This window comes from Nostoc sp. CCY 9925 (assembly GCF_963920935.1).
In the GTDB taxonomy this organism is placed as follows: Bacteria; Cyanobacteriota; Cyanobacteriia; order Cyanobacteriales; family Nostocaceae; genus Nostoc.
Window position 1 is genome coordinate 1 of the sequence record NZ_CAWUDO010000146.1, and the last position, 15,446, is coordinate 15,446.

Annotated in this window: 16 protein-coding genes and 1 pseudogene; 5 read left to right on the forward strand and 12 right to left on the reverse strand. The window is 41.1% G+C overall.

Going from position 1 to position 15,446, the window contains the following annotated elements; translation table 11 throughout:
• Window positions 1-104: 104 nt before the first annotated feature.
• From ACM0OY_RS36445 to ACM0OY_RS36465, 5 genes are all read right to left on the reverse strand, one after another.
• The gene (locus tag ACM0OY_RS36445; protein ID WP_414573594.1) at window positions 105-1,061 is read right to left on the reverse strand and encodes an XdhC family protein; all 957 of its coding nucleotides are present in this window, start codon (window positions 1,059-1,061) and stop codon (window positions 105-107) included.
• A gap of 99 nt (window positions 1,062-1,160) precedes the next feature.
• Window positions 1,161-2,087: an ABC transporter permease gene (locus tag ACM0OY_RS36450; RefSeq protein WP_414573595.1), complete on the reverse strand. Its 927-nt coding sequence runs from the start codon at window positions 2,085-2,087 to the stop codon at window positions 1,161-1,163.
• On the reverse strand, window positions 2,056-2,979 hold the full coding sequence (locus ACM0OY_RS36455; protein WP_414573596.1) for a polysaccharide deacetylase family protein: 924 nt from the start codon (window positions 2,977-2,979) through the stop codon (window positions 2,056-2,058). Before ACM0OY_RS36455 ends, ACM0OY_RS36450 begins: the two co-directional genes overlap by 32 nt.
• Window positions 2,980-3,059: 80 nt before the next feature.
• On the reverse strand, window positions 3,060-4,115 hold the full coding sequence (locus ACM0OY_RS36460; protein ID WP_414573597.1) for an ABC transporter permease: 1,056 nt from the start codon (window positions 4,113-4,115) through the stop codon (window positions 3,060-3,062).
• A 222-nt stretch (window positions 4,116-4,337) separates the two neighbouring features.
• Entirely contained in the window at window positions 4,338-4,466 is a 129-nt protein-coding gene (locus ACM0OY_RS36465; RefSeq protein WP_414573598.1) for a hypothetical protein, read from the reverse strand.
• Between ACM0OY_RS36465 and ACM0OY_RS36470 the strand changes: the two genes are divergently transcribed.
• Window positions 4,465-4,977 carry a DUF3122 domain-containing protein gene (locus ACM0OY_RS36470; protein WP_414573599.1) on the forward strand — a complete coding sequence of 171 codons (513 nt, stop codon included), beginning with the start codon at window positions 4,465-4,467 and terminating at the stop codon, window positions 4,975-4,977. The two genes, ACM0OY_RS36465 and ACM0OY_RS36470, sit on opposite strands and share 2 nt — an antisense overlap.
• A 19-nt stretch (window positions 4,978-4,996) precedes the next feature.
• Here the strand turns inward: ACM0OY_RS36470 and ACM0OY_RS36475 are convergent, their stop codons facing one another.
• Window positions 4,997-5,620: a class I SAM-dependent methyltransferase gene (locus ACM0OY_RS36475; RefSeq protein ID WP_414573600.1), complete on the reverse strand. Its 624-nt coding sequence runs from the start codon at window positions 5,618-5,620 to the stop codon at window positions 4,997-4,999.
• Between the two features lie 93 nt (window positions 5,621-5,713).
• Here ACM0OY_RS36475 and hemH point away from each other — a divergent pair, with 93 nt between their 5' ends.
• From hemH to ACM0OY_RS36495, 4 genes are all read left to right on the forward strand, one after another.
• Window positions 5,714-6,880, forward strand: coding sequence for a ferrochelatase (gene hemH / locus ACM0OY_RS36480; RefSeq protein ID WP_414573601.1), 1,167 nt, complete (start codon window positions 5,714-5,716; stop codon window positions 6,878-6,880).
• Window positions 6,881-7,144: 264 nt separating this feature from the next.
• Window positions 7,145-7,654, forward strand: coding sequence for a helix-turn-helix domain-containing protein (locus tag ACM0OY_RS36485; protein ID WP_414573602.1), 510 nt, complete (start codon window positions 7,145-7,147; stop codon window positions 7,652-7,654).
• 56 nt (window positions 7,655-7,710) lie between these two features.
• Window positions 7,711-8,073: a transposase gene (locus ACM0OY_RS36490; protein WP_414573603.1), complete on the forward strand. Its 363-nt coding sequence runs from the start codon at window positions 7,711-7,713 to the stop codon at window positions 8,071-8,073.
• Between the two features lie 173 nt (window positions 8,074-8,246).
• The gene (locus tag ACM0OY_RS36495; RefSeq protein ID WP_414573604.1) at window positions 8,247-9,173 is read left to right on the forward strand and encodes a tetratricopeptide repeat protein; all 927 of its coding nucleotides are present in this window, start codon (window positions 8,247-8,249) and stop codon (window positions 9,171-9,173) included.
• On the opposite strand, the pseudogene ACM0OY_RS36500 reads toward ACM0OY_RS36495, so the two are convergent.
• The 6 genes and pseudogenes from ACM0OY_RS36500 to ACM0OY_RS36525 all read right to left on the reverse strand — a co-directional run.
• A pseudogene (locus ACM0OY_RS36500) lies at window positions 9,129-9,311 on the reverse strand (hypothetical protein); the annotation flags it as partial. The gene ACM0OY_RS36495 and the pseudogene ACM0OY_RS36500 sit on opposite strands and share 45 nt — an antisense overlap.
• 136 nt (window positions 9,312-9,447) lie before the next feature.
• Entirely contained in the window at window positions 9,448-9,978 is a 531-nt protein-coding gene (locus ACM0OY_RS36505; protein ID WP_414573605.1) for a DUF4126 domain-containing protein, read from the reverse strand.
• Window positions 9,979-10,203: 225 nt separating this feature from the next.
• Window positions 10,204-11,499, reverse strand: a complete 1,296-nt coding sequence (purB, locus tag ACM0OY_RS36510; RefSeq protein WP_414573606.1) for an adenylosuccinate lyase — start codon at window positions 11,497-11,499, stop codon at window positions 10,204-10,206.
• A 40-nt stretch (window positions 11,500-11,539) separates the two neighbouring features.
• Window positions 11,540-12,091, reverse strand: a complete 552-nt coding sequence (locus ACM0OY_RS36515; RefSeq protein ID WP_414573607.1) for a DUF421 domain-containing protein — start codon at window positions 12,089-12,091, stop codon at window positions 11,540-11,542.
• 380 nt (window positions 12,092-12,471) lie between these two features.
• Complete coding sequence (locus tag ACM0OY_RS36520; protein WP_414573608.1) at window positions 12,472-13,491, reverse strand: YihY/virulence factor BrkB family protein; 1,020 nt, start codon at window positions 13,489-13,491, stop codon at window positions 12,472-12,474.
• Window positions 13,492-13,682: 191 nt separating this feature from the next.
• Window positions 13,683-15,215: a YifB family Mg chelatase-like AAA ATPase gene (locus tag ACM0OY_RS36525; RefSeq protein ID WP_414573609.1), complete on the reverse strand. Its 1,533-nt coding sequence runs from the start codon at window positions 15,213-15,215 to the stop codon at window positions 13,683-13,685.
• Window positions 15,216-15,446 lie beyond the last annotated feature (231 nt).

Below are 15,446 nucleotides of genomic sequence, written 5' to 3' on the forward strand. Positions count from 1 at the left end.
GCCTCCTGCCTTCTGCCTCCTGCCTCCTGCCTCCTGCCTTCTGCCTCCTGCTATATTACTTGAAAAAACTTACTCTCAACTCGAAAAAGCTGATTCCCTACTCCCTACCTAGAAAAAGAATTTCCGGTGCCACCACGGCGAACTTTAATTAACTCTGCACAGATACTAACTGCAATTTCTTCTGGTGTTAAAGCACCAATGTCTAAACCAATTGGTGCATAGATTTGATTTAAAAATTCAGTTGTATAACCTTCAGCTTGCAGGATTTTATATACAGTGCTAACTCGTTTTTTACTGCCAATCATACCAATATATGGAAGTTGATAATTAGACAGTAGCCGTAAAGCAGCTAAATCTTGCAGATAACCTCTAGTAACTAAAGCAACATATAAATTAGTATTTTTGTTTAATAGTTCTTGAATTGAAGTGATGGGTTGTGCTAGCACCAGCGATGCGTCGGCAAATCTTTCTTTTGTCGCAAAATCGGGGCGATCGTCTTGTACAATAATTTGAAAACCTGCTATTTTGGCTATCTGCACTAGGGAAATTGCAATATGTCCTGCACCAATAATTAAAAGTGTTGGTGGTGGTAATAAAGTTTCAATTAATGCTGTAGTGTGTAAAGAGGCAATTACTTCTGTTTTTGGGAGTAAGTAAGGTTTTTCATCTGTATGAAATGGGGTAATAATTGTTGCTGAGTGCCCTGATTTTAAAGTATCTATAATTTGATTGACTATATTTAAGCTTTCTAAGCCTGACCATAACTCTAATAATACCTGCATTGTACCACCACAAACACCTTGAGTTTCTCGTTGAGGTACACCAGATAAATCGATTTCTACAAATTGTTTTTTACCTATTTTTAGTAATTGCAAAGCTTGTTGATAAACTTTTGCTTCTCCAGCCCCACCACCAATCGTTCCTACTGTTTTACCATCAGCGCTAATGAACATTTTCGCGCCTACTTCTCTGGGCGTGGAACCTTTAGTGTTAGTGACGGTAGCTAAAACTACGTCATTATTTTTTAAGGTTTCTGCTAGTTGTTGGTAAAATTCAAGCACATGATTAGCAATATTTGGTTAACTATTAAAATAAGGTTGAATCACTGTTCTCATTTACCAAAAGTCAAGATAATTCAGCTAACTCCAAATGGCTAATGACTAATGACTAGATCTAAAAGGTTGTCCTAACGATGCAGGTGTCTCCAGTTTAATGCGCGTTTTATCCCGTGAGATCGACACCAAAACCAAGATAGTAGCTAAGTAAGGTAAAGAAGACAAAATATAAGGAGAAATATTAACTCCTAATCCTTGAAGCATTAATTGTATAGCACCAACACCACCAAATAAGTAGGCACCAAGAAGGATTCTTTCAGGTTTCCATGTAGCAAACACAACTAATGCGATCGCAATCCATCCTCGTCCACCAGTCATATTTTCCGCCCATAGCGGCGTATATGCAAGGGAAAGATAACCTCCCGCCAACCCAGCCATCGCCCCACCAAACATTACCGCCAAATAACGAACTCTGCTAACAGGTAAACCCAAAGCATCAGCAGCATCAGCTGACTCGCCAATACTCCGCAACACTAAACCCGCCCGCGTACTTCGCAAAAACCACCACACCCCTATCACTAAGACAACTGAGGCATACACCAAAATATCTTGATTAAATAAAACTTGACCCAAAAACGGAATTGATTTTAAAATCGGGATGTCAACAGGTTGCAGTCCGGTAATTGTTTTGCCCACATAACCTGCACCAATAAAAGCACTGAGTCCGGAACCAAAAATACTCAGGGCTAAACCCGTGGCCACTTGGTTGGCAGCTATAGTAATTGTTAGTAAAGCATGAATCAGAGCGATCGCTATTCCCGATATTAGTGCGATTAATAATCCTAAGTAAATATTACCTGTAACTGAAGCAGCAATAAAACCAGCCACAGCCCCGACCAGCATCATTCCCTCAACACCCAGGTTTAACACCCCCGATTTTTCAGTCACTAATTCACCTAATGCTGCAAAAATTAGAGGTGTAGCTGCTCGTATGCTATCACTAATGATGAAGCTGATTGTTTGGATATTCATGATTTGTGACTACAGGTGATACTGGTGTTACCAAATTTTTTTCTTGGGCTTGTATTTCCAGTAGTTCGGGTATTGTCACAAATCTATAACCTTGTGCCTTTAAACCGTCGATAATTTCCGGTAAAGCTTGGACAGTCCGAGAACGATTCCCGCCACCATCGTGCATTAATACAATTGCTCCTGGTTTGGCATTTTTTAGCACATTTTTGACCATTTTTGGCACTTGAGGCAAAGGACGTTCAGCGTCTCCCACCACTTCTGACCACATGATGACAGTATATTTTTGACTTTTAGCATAGTCAGCTAATCCATTATTCAAGAAGCCGCCAGGAGGACGAAAAAGAGTAGTTTTTACTCCTGTAGTCTGATAAATGATGTCTGCTGTAGTATTTATTTCACTAGCTGCGGTAACTACATTCATGTGACGATAGGAATGATGCCATGTATGGTTACCAATTACTTCGCCATCAGCTACAACTTGCTTGGCAACCTGAGGAAAATATTTCACCATTTGCCCAATCATAAAGAAGGTAGCTTTAATTTTATTTTTCTGCAAAATTTCTAATATCTGCGCTGTATTTTTAGGACTGGGGCCATCATCGAAAGTCAGGGCGATGACTTTCTCATTTGGTTTGAGTTTTCCTTGATAAATAACTGTTCCTTGAAATTTATTTGGCACTTGAGTTATTTGTGTCGAGAAAACAGCTTGTGCAGCTCCAATCATTGCCTTATCTTGGCTTGCTTTTTGATTTTCGCTTTTTGGCTGTTGAATTCCCAATAGATAATCAAGTTTGATTGTACCTAAAAGTAGACTGATCCCTAAACTAGTAGCACCAGTCACTAATATAACGATTATCAACTTTAAACTTATAGATAACTTTTGACTTGGCACATTAAATCTCCTCACTTTTTATTCTGATTATTTAAATATTTTGACACCTGAATTACGAATTAAGACTACTAAATCCATCTTCACTTAATTATTAATCGGTTGTAAATTAATATATCTGCTGCTAAAACAAAAAAGAATAAGATACCTTGAAACATTCCAGCTAAAGCTAAAGGAAGTCCCAATTTAATCTGTACTAATTCGCTGCCTACATACAAAAGTGCTATAAGGAAACTGGATAGAATAATACCCAATGGATTTAATCTACCTATAAAAGCGGCAATAATAGCAGTATAACCGTAACCAGGAGAAATGCTAGGGCGTAGTTGACCAATAGGACCTAATACTTCGCAAACACCTGCTAAACCTGCTAATCCACCACTAATGAGGAGAGTTAGCCAAATAATGCGATCGCTCTCTATTCCAGCATATACCGCAGCCTTAGCGCTAGAACCAATTACCCGCACGCTGAAACCAAAAAAAGTTTGTCGCAATACTCCCCAAATTAACACTGCTGCCACAACCGCCAAAATTACACCCAAATGCAATCTTGTACCAGCAATTAATGGTTGTAAGCTAGCAAACTCTGTAAAGGGTGCAGATTCAGGAAAGTTAAATCCTTGGGGATCTTTTAATACCCCATGTACTAAATAGTTTAAAATAGAAATTGCTACATAATTTAACATCAAACTCGTCAAAATTTCATTAGTATTAAATCGCACTTTCAGCCAAGCAGAAATACTTGCCCAAATTGCACCACCTAACACACCAGCTATTAAGCTAAGTAGCAATAAACTATAATTATTAATACTAGGAAAACTTAAAGCTACAGCAGTACCACAAATCGCCCCAATAGTAAACTGCCCTTCTGCACCAATATTCCACACCTTACCTTGAAAGCACACCGATAAACCAACAGCAATTAATAAAATTGGTGCTGCCTTGACAGTTAATTCTGATAATCCATAAAAGCTAGTTAAAGGCAAAATTAATAAAGTTTGTAAAGCTGCGATCGGCGGCTTGCCCAATGAATAAAATAATACAAATCCTAAAATCACCGTTGCGAGTAGTGCAACTAGAGGTGATAACACTTGCCATATTTTTGACGGAACACTACGGGGTTCAAGTTGAATGAGCATAAATATAAATTAGGAATTTAACCAAAATAGAATTCAGGAGTCAGAAGTCAGAATTCAGAATGAATTTGAGTCCAACTGGTAGATGAATAAATGGGTTTAATATCAAGTTCGGATAATCACTTATTATTAAAATTTCTCCGAGTCCCCGCGTCCCCTTCCACGCCAGTCCTAATGATAAGTCTTCACCCGAACATGATATAAGACCCCCAAGAAATCTTTGATTTACTGGTTTTCAATCAGCCGTAAGTCTGAATTACCCACGAAGGTGATTCTGACGCCTTGGCGGAGCGTCTCCAGCTTTGCTCCTGAATTCTTCTTCAATTCTGAATTCTGCTGTAAAATGTGCTGCATGAAGCGAAAATTGCAACAATATTTTTGGCATTACATTTTAGTAGTCCTTTTAGCATTAACTGTATGTGGATGGAGTGTAGAGTCAGCACAAGCGCTGCTGCGTCAACATCATGACTCCCCTAATGTCTTACGCTACCATTCGCAAGTATCTATCAAAGATGAATTCGGATATGCTTGGCAAGTGCTACTCTTCAAACAGAATTACAACAATCCAGTCAAAGACTTACGGTTGCGCTTAGTTGCTTTTCCTGGTGTTGTTGAACTTGCTCACCCCCAACCATTATTAATTGAAACAGTAGGGGGAAAATTGTTGAGTGCATCCGACGCATACGCCCTCACTGCACCTGCACCCAATGTGGGCGAATATAACCTAACGGATGTCTTAGCTAAATTGCCAACAACCGATGCCCTCAAACTATATGTGCCAATCTCTAGTAAACAGCCATTGGTTCTCAATATACCTAAGACTGTGGTTACTGAGTGGCAATGGCTAGTGACAGAGATTGATTGATGAAATCAAATTCTATCCTTTACTTCTTCGCTTGTATAACTTGCAAACTACCACCTGCATACAAAGTTGGCTTACCTACCTCAAACCCAGTTTCTGCTAGCAAACCAGGCAAATCAGTTTTTAATAATTCCCAAGCTGTTTCTGTCTCAAACAACAACAAAAACACTGATACCCCAGGCCAAAATATCGGATTTGTCGGAGCGTGAAAATCTACCAATGTAAATACTCCTCCTGGTTTCAGCACCCGATAAACCTCATTAATAATCTTTCGCAATTGTTGGGGTTGCATCTCGTGTAGTGCAACGCTGGTATGCACCACATCAAACAGATTATCTGCAAATGGCATTGATTCTGCGAAAGCTTGCACATAAGAAGCTGATGGTACATTTTGCCGCGCCCGTTGCAAAGATTTCGGTGAAGCATCCAGTCCTGTTACATTTTGTGAAAGTTTGACCAAAAGTTGTGTCGTTTGACCACTGCCACAACATAAATCTAAAACCTGAGTATCTGAATCAATTGTTAAGCCTTGCAAAGCAAGTTGCCGAAAACGACCTTCACCACCTAGACTTAAGGCTGCTAAACGAGAAATACTATCATATAGCCACTGATAGCGGTAACTCCAATCCCTTAAAATTGTTGCCATTGCATATTTCCTTGCTATTAAGCTTTATATTTAATAAAGATATATTGTTAACATTAGTAAAAAACCTGAAAATATCGGGGGAAAGTAACTGCTATGGGTCGTGTAGGCGTCTTATTACTCAATCTCGGTGGCCCCGACAAGCTAGAGGATGTCGGGCCGTTTTTGTACAACCTATTTTCCGATCCGGAAATTATTCGCCTACCGTTTCGCTGGTTGCAAAAACCCCTAGCTTGGTTCATTGCCACGCGGCGAACCAGAACATCTCAAGAAAACTATAAGCAAATCGGTGGTGGTTCCCCACTGCGGCGGATTACAGAAGCCCAAGGAGAAGCCCTCAAAGAACAGTTGGGTTATTTGGGTCAACAAGCCGACATCTATGTGGGAATGCGTTATTGGCATCCGTATACAGAAGAGGCGATCGCGCAACTCACCCAAGATAATGTAGAACACCTAGTAATTTTACCACTGTATCCCCAGTTTTCTATCAGTACGAGTGGTTCCAGCTTCCGGCTTTTAGAAAAGCTTTGGCAAGAAGACCCAAAACTTCAACCCATTGATTACACCGTCATTCCTTCGTGGTACAAACAACCAGGCTACCTCCAAGCAATGGCGGAACTCATAGCCCAAGAACTCGAACAATTTCCGAATCCGGATGAGGTTCATATCTTCTTCAGCGCTCACGGTGTTCCGAAAAGCTACGTTGAAGAAGCAGGCGACCCCTATCAACAAGAAATCGAGGAATGTACTGCCCTGATTATGCAGACCCTCAATCGACCGAATGCCCACACCTTGGCTTATCAAAGTCGTGTTGGCCCAGTAGAATGGCTCCAACCTTATACTGAGGATGCCTTGAAAGAGCTAGGTGCTCAAGGTGTGAAAGATTTGGTAGTCGTGCCCATCAGTTTCGTCTCAGAACACATTGAGACACTACAAGAAATTGATATTGAGTATCGAGAAGTCGCAGAAGAATCAGGAATTCACAACTTCCGTCGGGTACCGGCTCCCAATACCCATCCAGTATTTATTAATGCCCTAGCCGAATTAGTGATTGATGCGCTGAAAAACCCCAGTTTTAAGCTGTCGCAAGCTGCCCAAATGAAAAAAATGGTGAAAATGTATCCCCAAGAGCGTTGGGAGTGGGGTTTAACTACTAGTGCTGAAGTCTGGAATGGTCGCATTGCCATGCTCGGCTTTATTGCTTTAATCATCGAGCTAGTTACCGGTCACGGCATACTGCATATGATTGGAATTTTGCAGTAAAAACTCTTGGGGAAGAGGCTCCAGGGGCAGGGGGAGATGAGGGAGATGAGGAGATAAACAAAACTCCTCACTCTTAAGAAACGTGAATTAAATAAAATGCAAAACTTCATCCTGTCTCTAGCTTCCCTCTCCTTTATAAGGAGAGGGATTGAGGGTGAGGTAATTCTTATTCCTAACTGATAAATCAATATTTATAGTCTAATACCAATTTAATATGAAGCTGCATATAATATAGAAAACCAAACTCAATAAGTTTCAGTACCCATGAGTCGCCCGTTTAAGATTGAGATCGCCGAGAGCGAAGAAGAATTAAAAAAACTCTTACAAACAGCTCGGTTGGGAAACCAGAAAGAAAAGCTACAGATGTTGTGGTGGCTCAAGAGTGGTCAGGTTAAGGAGCAGCAAGAAATTGGAAAACGCTTGGCGAAAGATACCTCAACTGTGACCAGGTGGTTGCAAAAGTATAGATCGGGAGGGCTAGATGAATTACTGGAAATCAAAAAAGCTCCAGGAGCAAAACGGAAAATTCATGACATAGCGATCGCAGCACTGGAGGAGGAGCTAAAAACAGGAAAAGGTTTTAGTAGTTATGGTGCAATAGTTGAGTGGTTGAAACTTCAACATGGACTTGATATAGAGTATGCAACAGTTTATGCGTGGGTTCGATATCGATTATGTGCAAAACTCAAAGTGCCTCGTCCTCAAAGCTACAACCAAGACGAGAAATTGATATTTGAATTTAAAAAAAACTCGGAATTATTCTTAATTGTTTAAAAGAACATCTAGCACCCGGCAAGTGTGTTCGCTACCTGTGTCAGGATGAAACGAGGGTGGGGCTGAAAACTCTCACAGGAAAAGTGATTACTGCTTCTGGAGTCAAGCCTACTGTTGAGGTGAAATGGCCGCGGGAAAATTTTTGGATTTATGGTGCAATTGAACCGTTGACTGGAGATCACTTCCTTTATGAATATCCAAAATTGAATGGCGAGTGTTTTCAACAGTTCTTGGACTGGCTATCTCAACAATTAGGCTCGGATTACGCTATTTTACAGGTTGACCAAGCACCTGCTCATACAAGTTCAGCAATTCGTTGGCCAGAAAATATTATTCCTTTGTTTCAACCACCTTCAGCCCCTGAACTTAATCCCATTGAAAGGCTTTGGCAGTTCCTCAAGAAACCACTCAAAAATTAGCTTTTCTCTTCTTTACAAACTTTACGCGTAGGCGTAGCCCGCCGTAGGCATCGCATCCAAGAAATATTCGACCAACTTACACTTGAGCAGGTAATATCTATCTCTTCTTATAACTTTATTCTCGAAGCTCTTTTCTATGCAGCTTCATATTAAATTGGTATAAGTAATCAGCTATGAGTTTTAAGATTTGGCAAATTGCTATCGGAATAAGCCTGCTTGTTGGCTTAAATGGGTCACAAGTTGCTTTGGCAAACGTAGAATCAAACAGTCTATATCAGCGAAAGTGGCTAGTGGCAGATTTATCTACTGATATAAATGATATAAGTATTGATATTGACACGCCAGAGAAGGAGGAATGGGCTAAATCTTTTTCAGAGTTACAACCTTTTCTACAAAAGGAAAACTTTAAAGACGCTTTGCCGATAACAGAAGAAACTATTAGAATTGCTGAAAAAACTAAAGATAGTACTTTAATAACTTTCAGTCATGGGTTTGCTGTTGGAATTTATCAAGAATTGGGACAAATACAGCAAGCTATTAAATCCTGTAATTCTGCTATTTCAGCCGTAAAATTAGTGAGAAAATCGAAAGGGATGCGTCTGATAGAGATTATGCTCCTAGTTTTCCTTGGTGAATTGTACAATGAACAGAACGATCCAAAATTGGCTCTAGAAGCTTTGAACACAGCATCTAACTTACTTGATAAAGTGGACAAAAATGTAGCCAATTTGATCAACCCAGTGATTAAACCTACACTTCTGAGTTATATGGGTTGGGCATACAATAACGCTCAAGATTTTTCACGTGGTTTACAGCTAACCGAGGAAGCCTTACAGTCTTTACCTGAAGCAGAACGAGTTTATAAGTCGATAAGTGAGAATACTACTACTCTAATAACTCCCTCTCAATTTCTTAATACTAATTACCAAAGAATAGTGGTTCTTTGGCAGATGGGCGTTGCATACGAAAAATTGGGGTCAACGGAGAAAGCATGTTCTGTATATAAAGATACTCTGAGTTTTGTGAAACAAGTTCCTAATAGTCATGTTCCACGATTAGTTAAAAAATCTATAGATGACTTGAATCTGGGGCGTTGCTGAATGAAGGGATGAATTGATTTCTGTGGGTACAATTTGATACTTCAAGTAATAAAGTAATAATTTAATTGAGTATTTCAGCATTTGTTCTGATTTGGAATAGCATAAAGTTTTGCGGTGGAGGCGTGCAAGATAATGACGAGTATAGTTCCACTGTGGCAAAAAATCATCAAAGAGAATCTCTATAGTTTCTTTAAAACCCTCAGCAACTTTCTTGCCTGTTTGGTGGGCTTGATCAAAAATAACACCTTTACAAGCTCGACTTAGTATTGCCTAGTTAGTGATACCAGTCATACCACTGCTTGGCGCTACGAACTGCAAACCACAGCAGAATTAAAGCAATTAATCCTCCTTGCCAAGGAGCATCAAAGGCAAAAAGTACTAGAGCAATACATAAAACATCTTGAAGAAATACTGCCCACAAGGGTAAGCCTCGTAACCGATAAAACCAACCAACTTGAACTAGCTGGAGTACCAAAGCTAACAAACCCCCAGTTAAGGCAATCAGCCAGTGTGGTGTTGCTGTGGCGGAAGCTACTGCTAATCCCATAATTGCTCCCACGAGGGGAGACATGAATAATTGAATCACTTGTAGCAATCTTTGTCCCCATAGCTTTTTCGAGGCTAGTAATTCAATTAACGACCAACTGGTGAGGCAGGTTAATAATATTGGTGGAGAAATATGAGATAAAATCGGAACTTGCGACCATAAGTTACTACCCTGCAACAGTCCAATAATCAGCAAAGGTATGCCTATTCTCATTCCTGCTGCCGCAGAGGCAGAGAGTGTGGCTAGGATTTCAATCATCAAAGCACTCGCAGCACGAATAAATAAGTAAGTATTTGTTATGTATACTACCCACTGTTGGTGATAATTCCAGCAGTAAATTGGAAGTCTTTTTTGGGGACTGGGGACTGGGGACAAAGGGACAAGGAGATAACTTGCAACAAGCCTTTTCCTTTTCCCTCTATCGTCTTCCTTCCCCGTATCCTCTTCTCATATTCAATCCCCAGTACCCAGTCCCCATCAAACCTAAATACCTAGCCGTTGGTAAACCTCTTCTAAATGCCGGAGATGTTGTTGGGGATCGAAACACATCTCTAGTTCTGCTGGGGACAATTTTTCGGTAACACGGGGGTCTTTGCTAATTAAGTCCTGGAAATTGCCTTCTGGCTTGTTCCAAGCAGCATGAGCGCTTCCTTGAACGATCGCATAAGCTTCTTCCCGATTCAATCCCTTGTCTATCAAGGCAAGTAGCACTTTTTGACTGAAGACAACGCCGCCGTAGCAGTTTAGATTTCGTTCCATGTTCTCAGGATAAACCAGCAGGTTTTTCACTAAGTCGGTGATTTCTGCGATCATAAAATGGGTCAAAGTGCAAGCGTCTGGCAAAATTACCCGCTCTACGGAACTGTGGGAAATATCCCGCTCGTGCCACAGGGCGACGTTTTCCAAGGCTGCACCAGCATGACTTCTAATAAGTCGCGCGATTCCCGTCAGCCGTTCTGAACGGATGGGATTGCGCTTGTGTGGCATGGCTGAGGAGCCTTTTTGACCTTTGGCGAAGAATTCTTCGACCTCTAAAACGTCTGTTTTTTGCAGATTGCGAATTTCCACAGCAAAGCGTTCGATGGATGCCGCTAATAGCGCTAATTGCTGCACATAGTCGGCGTGGCGATCGCGGGAAATTACTTGTGTTGAGGCTGTATCGGGTTGCAGTCCGAGTTTTTGGCAAGCGATCGCTTCTACACGCGGTTCTACGTTCGCATAGGTGCCCACTGCACCAGAAATCTTACCCACAGCAATGGTTTGGCGGAGAATTCTCAGGCGTTCTTGATGCCGCAAAACTTCTGCCAACCACCCAGCTAGCTTGAAACCAAAAGTGATTGGTTCGGCGTGAATACCATGCGATCGACCAATCATCACTGTATGACGATGTTCCTGTGCCTTTTGGCGAATCGCACCAATCAAATCTTCCACACGTTGCAACAACAGATCCAAACTCGCAACTAATTGCAGTGCTAAAGCTGTATCCAGTACATCGGAACTGGTTAGCCCCAAGTGAATATAGCGTCCGGCATCTCCTACATATTCATTGACATTTGTCAAGAAAGCAATCACATCGTGGCGAACTTCAGCTTCAATTTCCAGCACCCGCTTTGGATCAAAATCTGCCTTAGCTTTAATTTCTTCAACCGCCTCAGATGGAATGTAACCCAGTTCAGCCTGAGCTTCACAAACTGCGATTTCTACTTGCAGCCAGGTTTTTAACTTATAGGTTTCACTCCACAGATTACCCATTTCGGGCAGAGTATAACGCTCAATCACAATCTGGCACAGAATACAACGGTCATATTTTACAGTCTAATTAGTGTACATCGCTTTTTAACTCTACTTTTTGCTCAGCGATGGAATTAGGCTTTGAGTCTGATGTAATGATACTAATCCTACCGTCAGCTTCCATATACGCCAATTTGACATCAGCCAAAAATTCCACACCTTGCTGACGCAACTTGCTCATCAATTCATCCTCTGTAATTAATTCTCGTTGCAAATGGCGCTCAATCATCCGGCCATTTTTTACCAGTAAAAGCGGTGGCGGATTCATAAAACGTTGAAACTGGGGAAGTTTGTAGCCTAACCAGTTGAGCAAATAGCTCCAAAAAATCACAGTTCCCACGAGGATTGCACCTTCAGTAATTGATGTATAATTACTTGCCATAGCGTTTTGAGCAGCTTCCGCAAATAGCACAACTACCAGTAAATCTGTAATTCCTAAAGTTCCTAGTTGGCGGCTAGGAAGCAGGCGTAGCACTGAAAACAGCGCTAAGTAAACCAGCGACCCACGTATAATTAATTCTAAGACGCTGATACTAGGAACAAAAATTGCTTGCCAATCGATAAAAAACAATTTGTTCATTAACAGTATTTTTCTCTCTTGGTAGTATTTAAATCTCGTTGAGAAGATCGATAATCATCTACTTGAAATAATTAGTAATTGAATTAGTTGAGATTTAGACCCCACCTAATTGTAGACCGCTAATTTTAAAAAATAATTAGCGGAGGACTCAAACCCTTTTAATTATGAATTAGTAATTATGGTGAAAATTGTTTAAGTGCGATCGCTCCAATTGCAATCTTAGTTAGAAATCGGTTTGACTAGTGAATGAAAAATATGACAGTAGAAATTTTACTGTCATATTGAGAGAGCGATGTCTACGACGGGCTAAGCCTACGCAGCTTTTTTGATTTCACAGTGAATTAATTACATAGCAATTAACTTGCTTCATTTTTCAGTCACTAAAAAGGCTGGTTTCTCCCTCTATATTTCAATCTTTTGGGTTGATTAAAATGACGAATTAAGCGGCTCAATAATTTAGAGAATGATTGTTTACTATTGTTACTTTGCTTTTTCTGAGGAGTATCTTGATAAGTAGAAGTTTTATCATTTATCGGTACGGCATTTTTAGTAGGCGTGATACCACTACCGTGCCTTCTAGAGTAAACTTGAGTAAACTCAGCACCAAAGAAAAGAATCTGCGCCGCATAATTAACCCAAGCTAAGATTACCACCAGTGAACCAGCAGCACCATAGGCAGAACCAAAACTGCCATTACCTAAATATTGTCCTAACAAAAATCTCCCGATGGAAAACAAGAATGAAGTGAGCATAGCTCCAATTAAAACATCACTCCAAGCAATTTTGACATCTGGTAGAACTTTGAAAATTAGTCCGAATAGGAACGTAGTGATGGCAAAAGAAACGATAAAATTGATAATTTGCCAGAGGAAATCAACACCTGGTATTAAATTACTAAAGTAAGTAGCTAATGCTGCTAAAACTGCACTAATTACCAGAGACACTAAAAGTAAAAAACCAATACCTAACACCATTGCAAACGACAAAAAGCGTAGGCGAATTATATTAGTTACACCGCGTCCGGGTTTCGGTTTCACTTCCCAAATTGTGTTGAGGGAATCTTGTAATTCAGTAAATAAACCAGTAGCACCTAACAGCAAAACTCCAACACTAATAATCGAAGCCATCACACCTGTCTGTGGTTTGTTAGCATTCTGAATTGCTGTTTGGATGAATTCTGCCCCATCTGGGCCGACCAAACCTTGAATTTGTCTGACAATTTCACCCCTTGCAGCTTCTTCTCCGTATACTGCTCCGGCGATCGCAATTACAATAATTAGCAATGGTGCAATAGAAAAAATCGTGTAATAAGCTAATGCCGCCGCTAACCGAGAGGCTTTATCCTCACTCCATTCCTTAAAAGTCTCTTGGAACAACTTCCAAATCGCCTGCAAATTCATTGAGTCAGTCTCCTTGTAAGGGATGTTGCTTAGTCCCTGATATATTGGATACTGATTTGCTAATTAGCCACATCTTCCCAAGGATGTTAGTGTCGCGTTCTAGAGGAGGATTTCAGGATTTTATTGCCCCAATTGGCGATAATAAAAATGCGCTGATATTGATAATTTACGCAAGCTAGTAGCTGTAACTGCTACTGCATTCTATCAATTGTGCGATATTGAATTGCTTCGGCTACATGATTGGGTTGCAGCTTTTCCTCTGCCGCTAAATCTGCAATCGTCCGTGCTACTTTGAGAATGCGATCGCTTGCTCTTGCTGATAAACCTAATTTTCTAATTGCGGCTTCCAATAAATTGCGACTTGTATCATCTAGCTTGCACCATTTTTGCAGATGACTACTCTGCATTTGGGCATTGCAACGCAGATTTGCTTCTGTTTGAAAACGAGTAGTTGCGCGATCGCGTGCTTCTTGTACTCGTTGACGCACCGATGTTGATGCTTCTCCGGTAGGTTGTTGGGTAATTTCTTCTGGTTTTAAGCGATTCACCGCCACTTGCAAATCAATTCGATCCATCAACGGCCCAGAAAGTTTTGCCCAATATTGTTCGCGTTGCCGAGGAGAACAAGTACACTGTTGGATAGTATCGCCATAGTAACCGCAAGGACAGGGATTGGTACTCGCCACCAAAGTAAACTGCGCGGGAAATATGACTGATAATTTGGTGCGAGAAATCGTCACGAAACCATCTTCCAAAGGTTGACGCAGAAATTCTAAAACATCACGTTTAAATTCTGTTAATTCGTCCATGAAAAGTATACCGTGGTGTGATAAGGAAATTTCCCCAGGACGAGGGAAGCTACCACCACCAACTAGAGATGGCCCTGATGCCGAATGGTGGGGACTGCGAAAAGGGCGATCGCGTACCAAAGAACCGCGATTTTTCAATAAACCAGCCACCGAGTGAATGCGAGTCACTTCCAAAGATTCGGCAAAACTCAGGGGGGGCAAAATTCCCGGTAAGCGTCGTGCTAACATGGTTTTCCCGCTACCAGGAGGTCCGACAAATACAAGGTTATGCCCCCCAGCAGCAGCAATTTCTAAGGCACGACGCGCATGAGCCTGTCCTTTGACATCTTGTAAATCTGCTGAATCTACAGACGTTACATTTAACCTCTCTACATTGCCATCTATCTGCACAGGTTTGTAACGCCCTGGATTATTTAAAAAGTCCACCACATCAGAGAGATGTTTGCAGCCGTAAACAGCCAAACCTTCAACCACTGCTGCTTCTTCGGCATTATCAGCAGGGAGAACTAAACCTGTAATTCCCATTTTTTCAGCAGCAGCAGCGATCGGCAACACACCAGCTACCGCACGCAAGGTGCCATCCAAAGAGACTTCGCCTAAAAATAAATAATCGCCTAATAAATCACCGCTAACTTGCTCAGAAGCTGCCAAAATTCCCACACTAATAGGTAAATCGAAACAAGGGCCTTCCTTGCGTAAATCTGCTGGAGTTAAGTTGATCACAATTTTCCGCATGGGAAAAGCGAAACCTGCATTCTTCAGCGTTGCCTTAACTCTCTCTTTTGATTCTTGAATCGCCGAATCAGGCAGTCCCAAGACAACAATTCCCGGTAATCCTCCTGACACATCGACTTCTACGCCTACTTTGACGGCATCGATACCGACAATTGATGCACTCCAGACTCTAGCAAGCATTTGTTATATAACAGTAAACCTTTAGCATCTCTAGCAGATGAGTCAGGAGATTGGCATGAGTGAAACCACAGAGACAATTTTCACATCAGTCATTCATGGGAAAGTCCCACAACCAAGTATGAAAAATATTTCCTGCCGCACTCCCTCATTTCCCCTACTGCCTGTTTTCAAGTTTCTTTTAAGTAGAATGGCGCAAAAAAACCAAAGTATGTAACGGAAAGTAAAGTTGCT

Coding starts and splice junctions, on each gene's coding strand:
- ACM0OY_RS36450 (WP_414573595.1), bottom strand. CDS start 2,087: ATGAATATCCAAACAATCAGCTTCATCATTAGTGATAGCATACGAGCA.
- ACM0OY_RS36460 (WP_414573597.1), bottom strand. CDS start 4,115: ATGCTCATTCAACTTGAACCCCGTAGTGTTCCGTCAAAAATATGGCAA.
- ACM0OY_RS36470 (WP_414573599.1), top strand. CDS start 4,465: ATGAAGCGAAAATTGCAACAATATTTTTGGCATTACATTTTAGTAGTC.
- ACM0OY_RS36465 (WP_414573598.1), bottom strand. CDS start 4,466: ATGCAGCACATTTTACAGCAGAATTCAGAATTGAAGAAGAATTCAGGA.
- ACM0OY_RS36475 (WP_414573600.1), bottom strand. CDS start 5,620: ATGGCAACAATTTTAAGGGATTGGAGTTACCGCTATCAGTGGCTATAT.
- hemH (WP_414573601.1), top strand. CDS start 5,714: ATGGGTCGTGTAGGCGTCTTATTACTCAATCTCGGTGGCCCCGACAAG.
- ACM0OY_RS36485 (WP_414573602.1), top strand. CDS start 7,145: ATGAGTCGCCCGTTTAAGATTGAGATCGCCGAGAGCGAAGAAGAATTA.
- ACM0OY_RS36495 (WP_414573604.1), top strand. CDS start 8,247: ATGAGTTTTAAGATTTGGCAAATTGCTATCGGAATAAGCCTGCTTGTT.
- ACM0OY_RS36505 (WP_414573605.1), bottom strand. CDS start 9,978: ATGATTGAAATCCTAGCCACACTCTCTGCCTCTGCGGCAGCAGGAATG.
- ACM0OY_RS36515 (WP_414573607.1), bottom strand. CDS start 12,091: ATGAACAAATTGTTTTTTATCGATTGGCAAGCAATTTTTGTTCCTAGT.
- ACM0OY_RS36520 (WP_414573608.1), bottom strand. CDS start 13,491: ATGAATTTGCAGGCGATTTGGAAGTTGTTCCAAGAGACTTTTAAGGAA.
- ACM0OY_RS36525 (WP_414573609.1), bottom strand. CDS start 15,215: ATGCTTGCTAGAGTCTGGAGTGCATCAATTGTCGGTATCGATGCCGTC.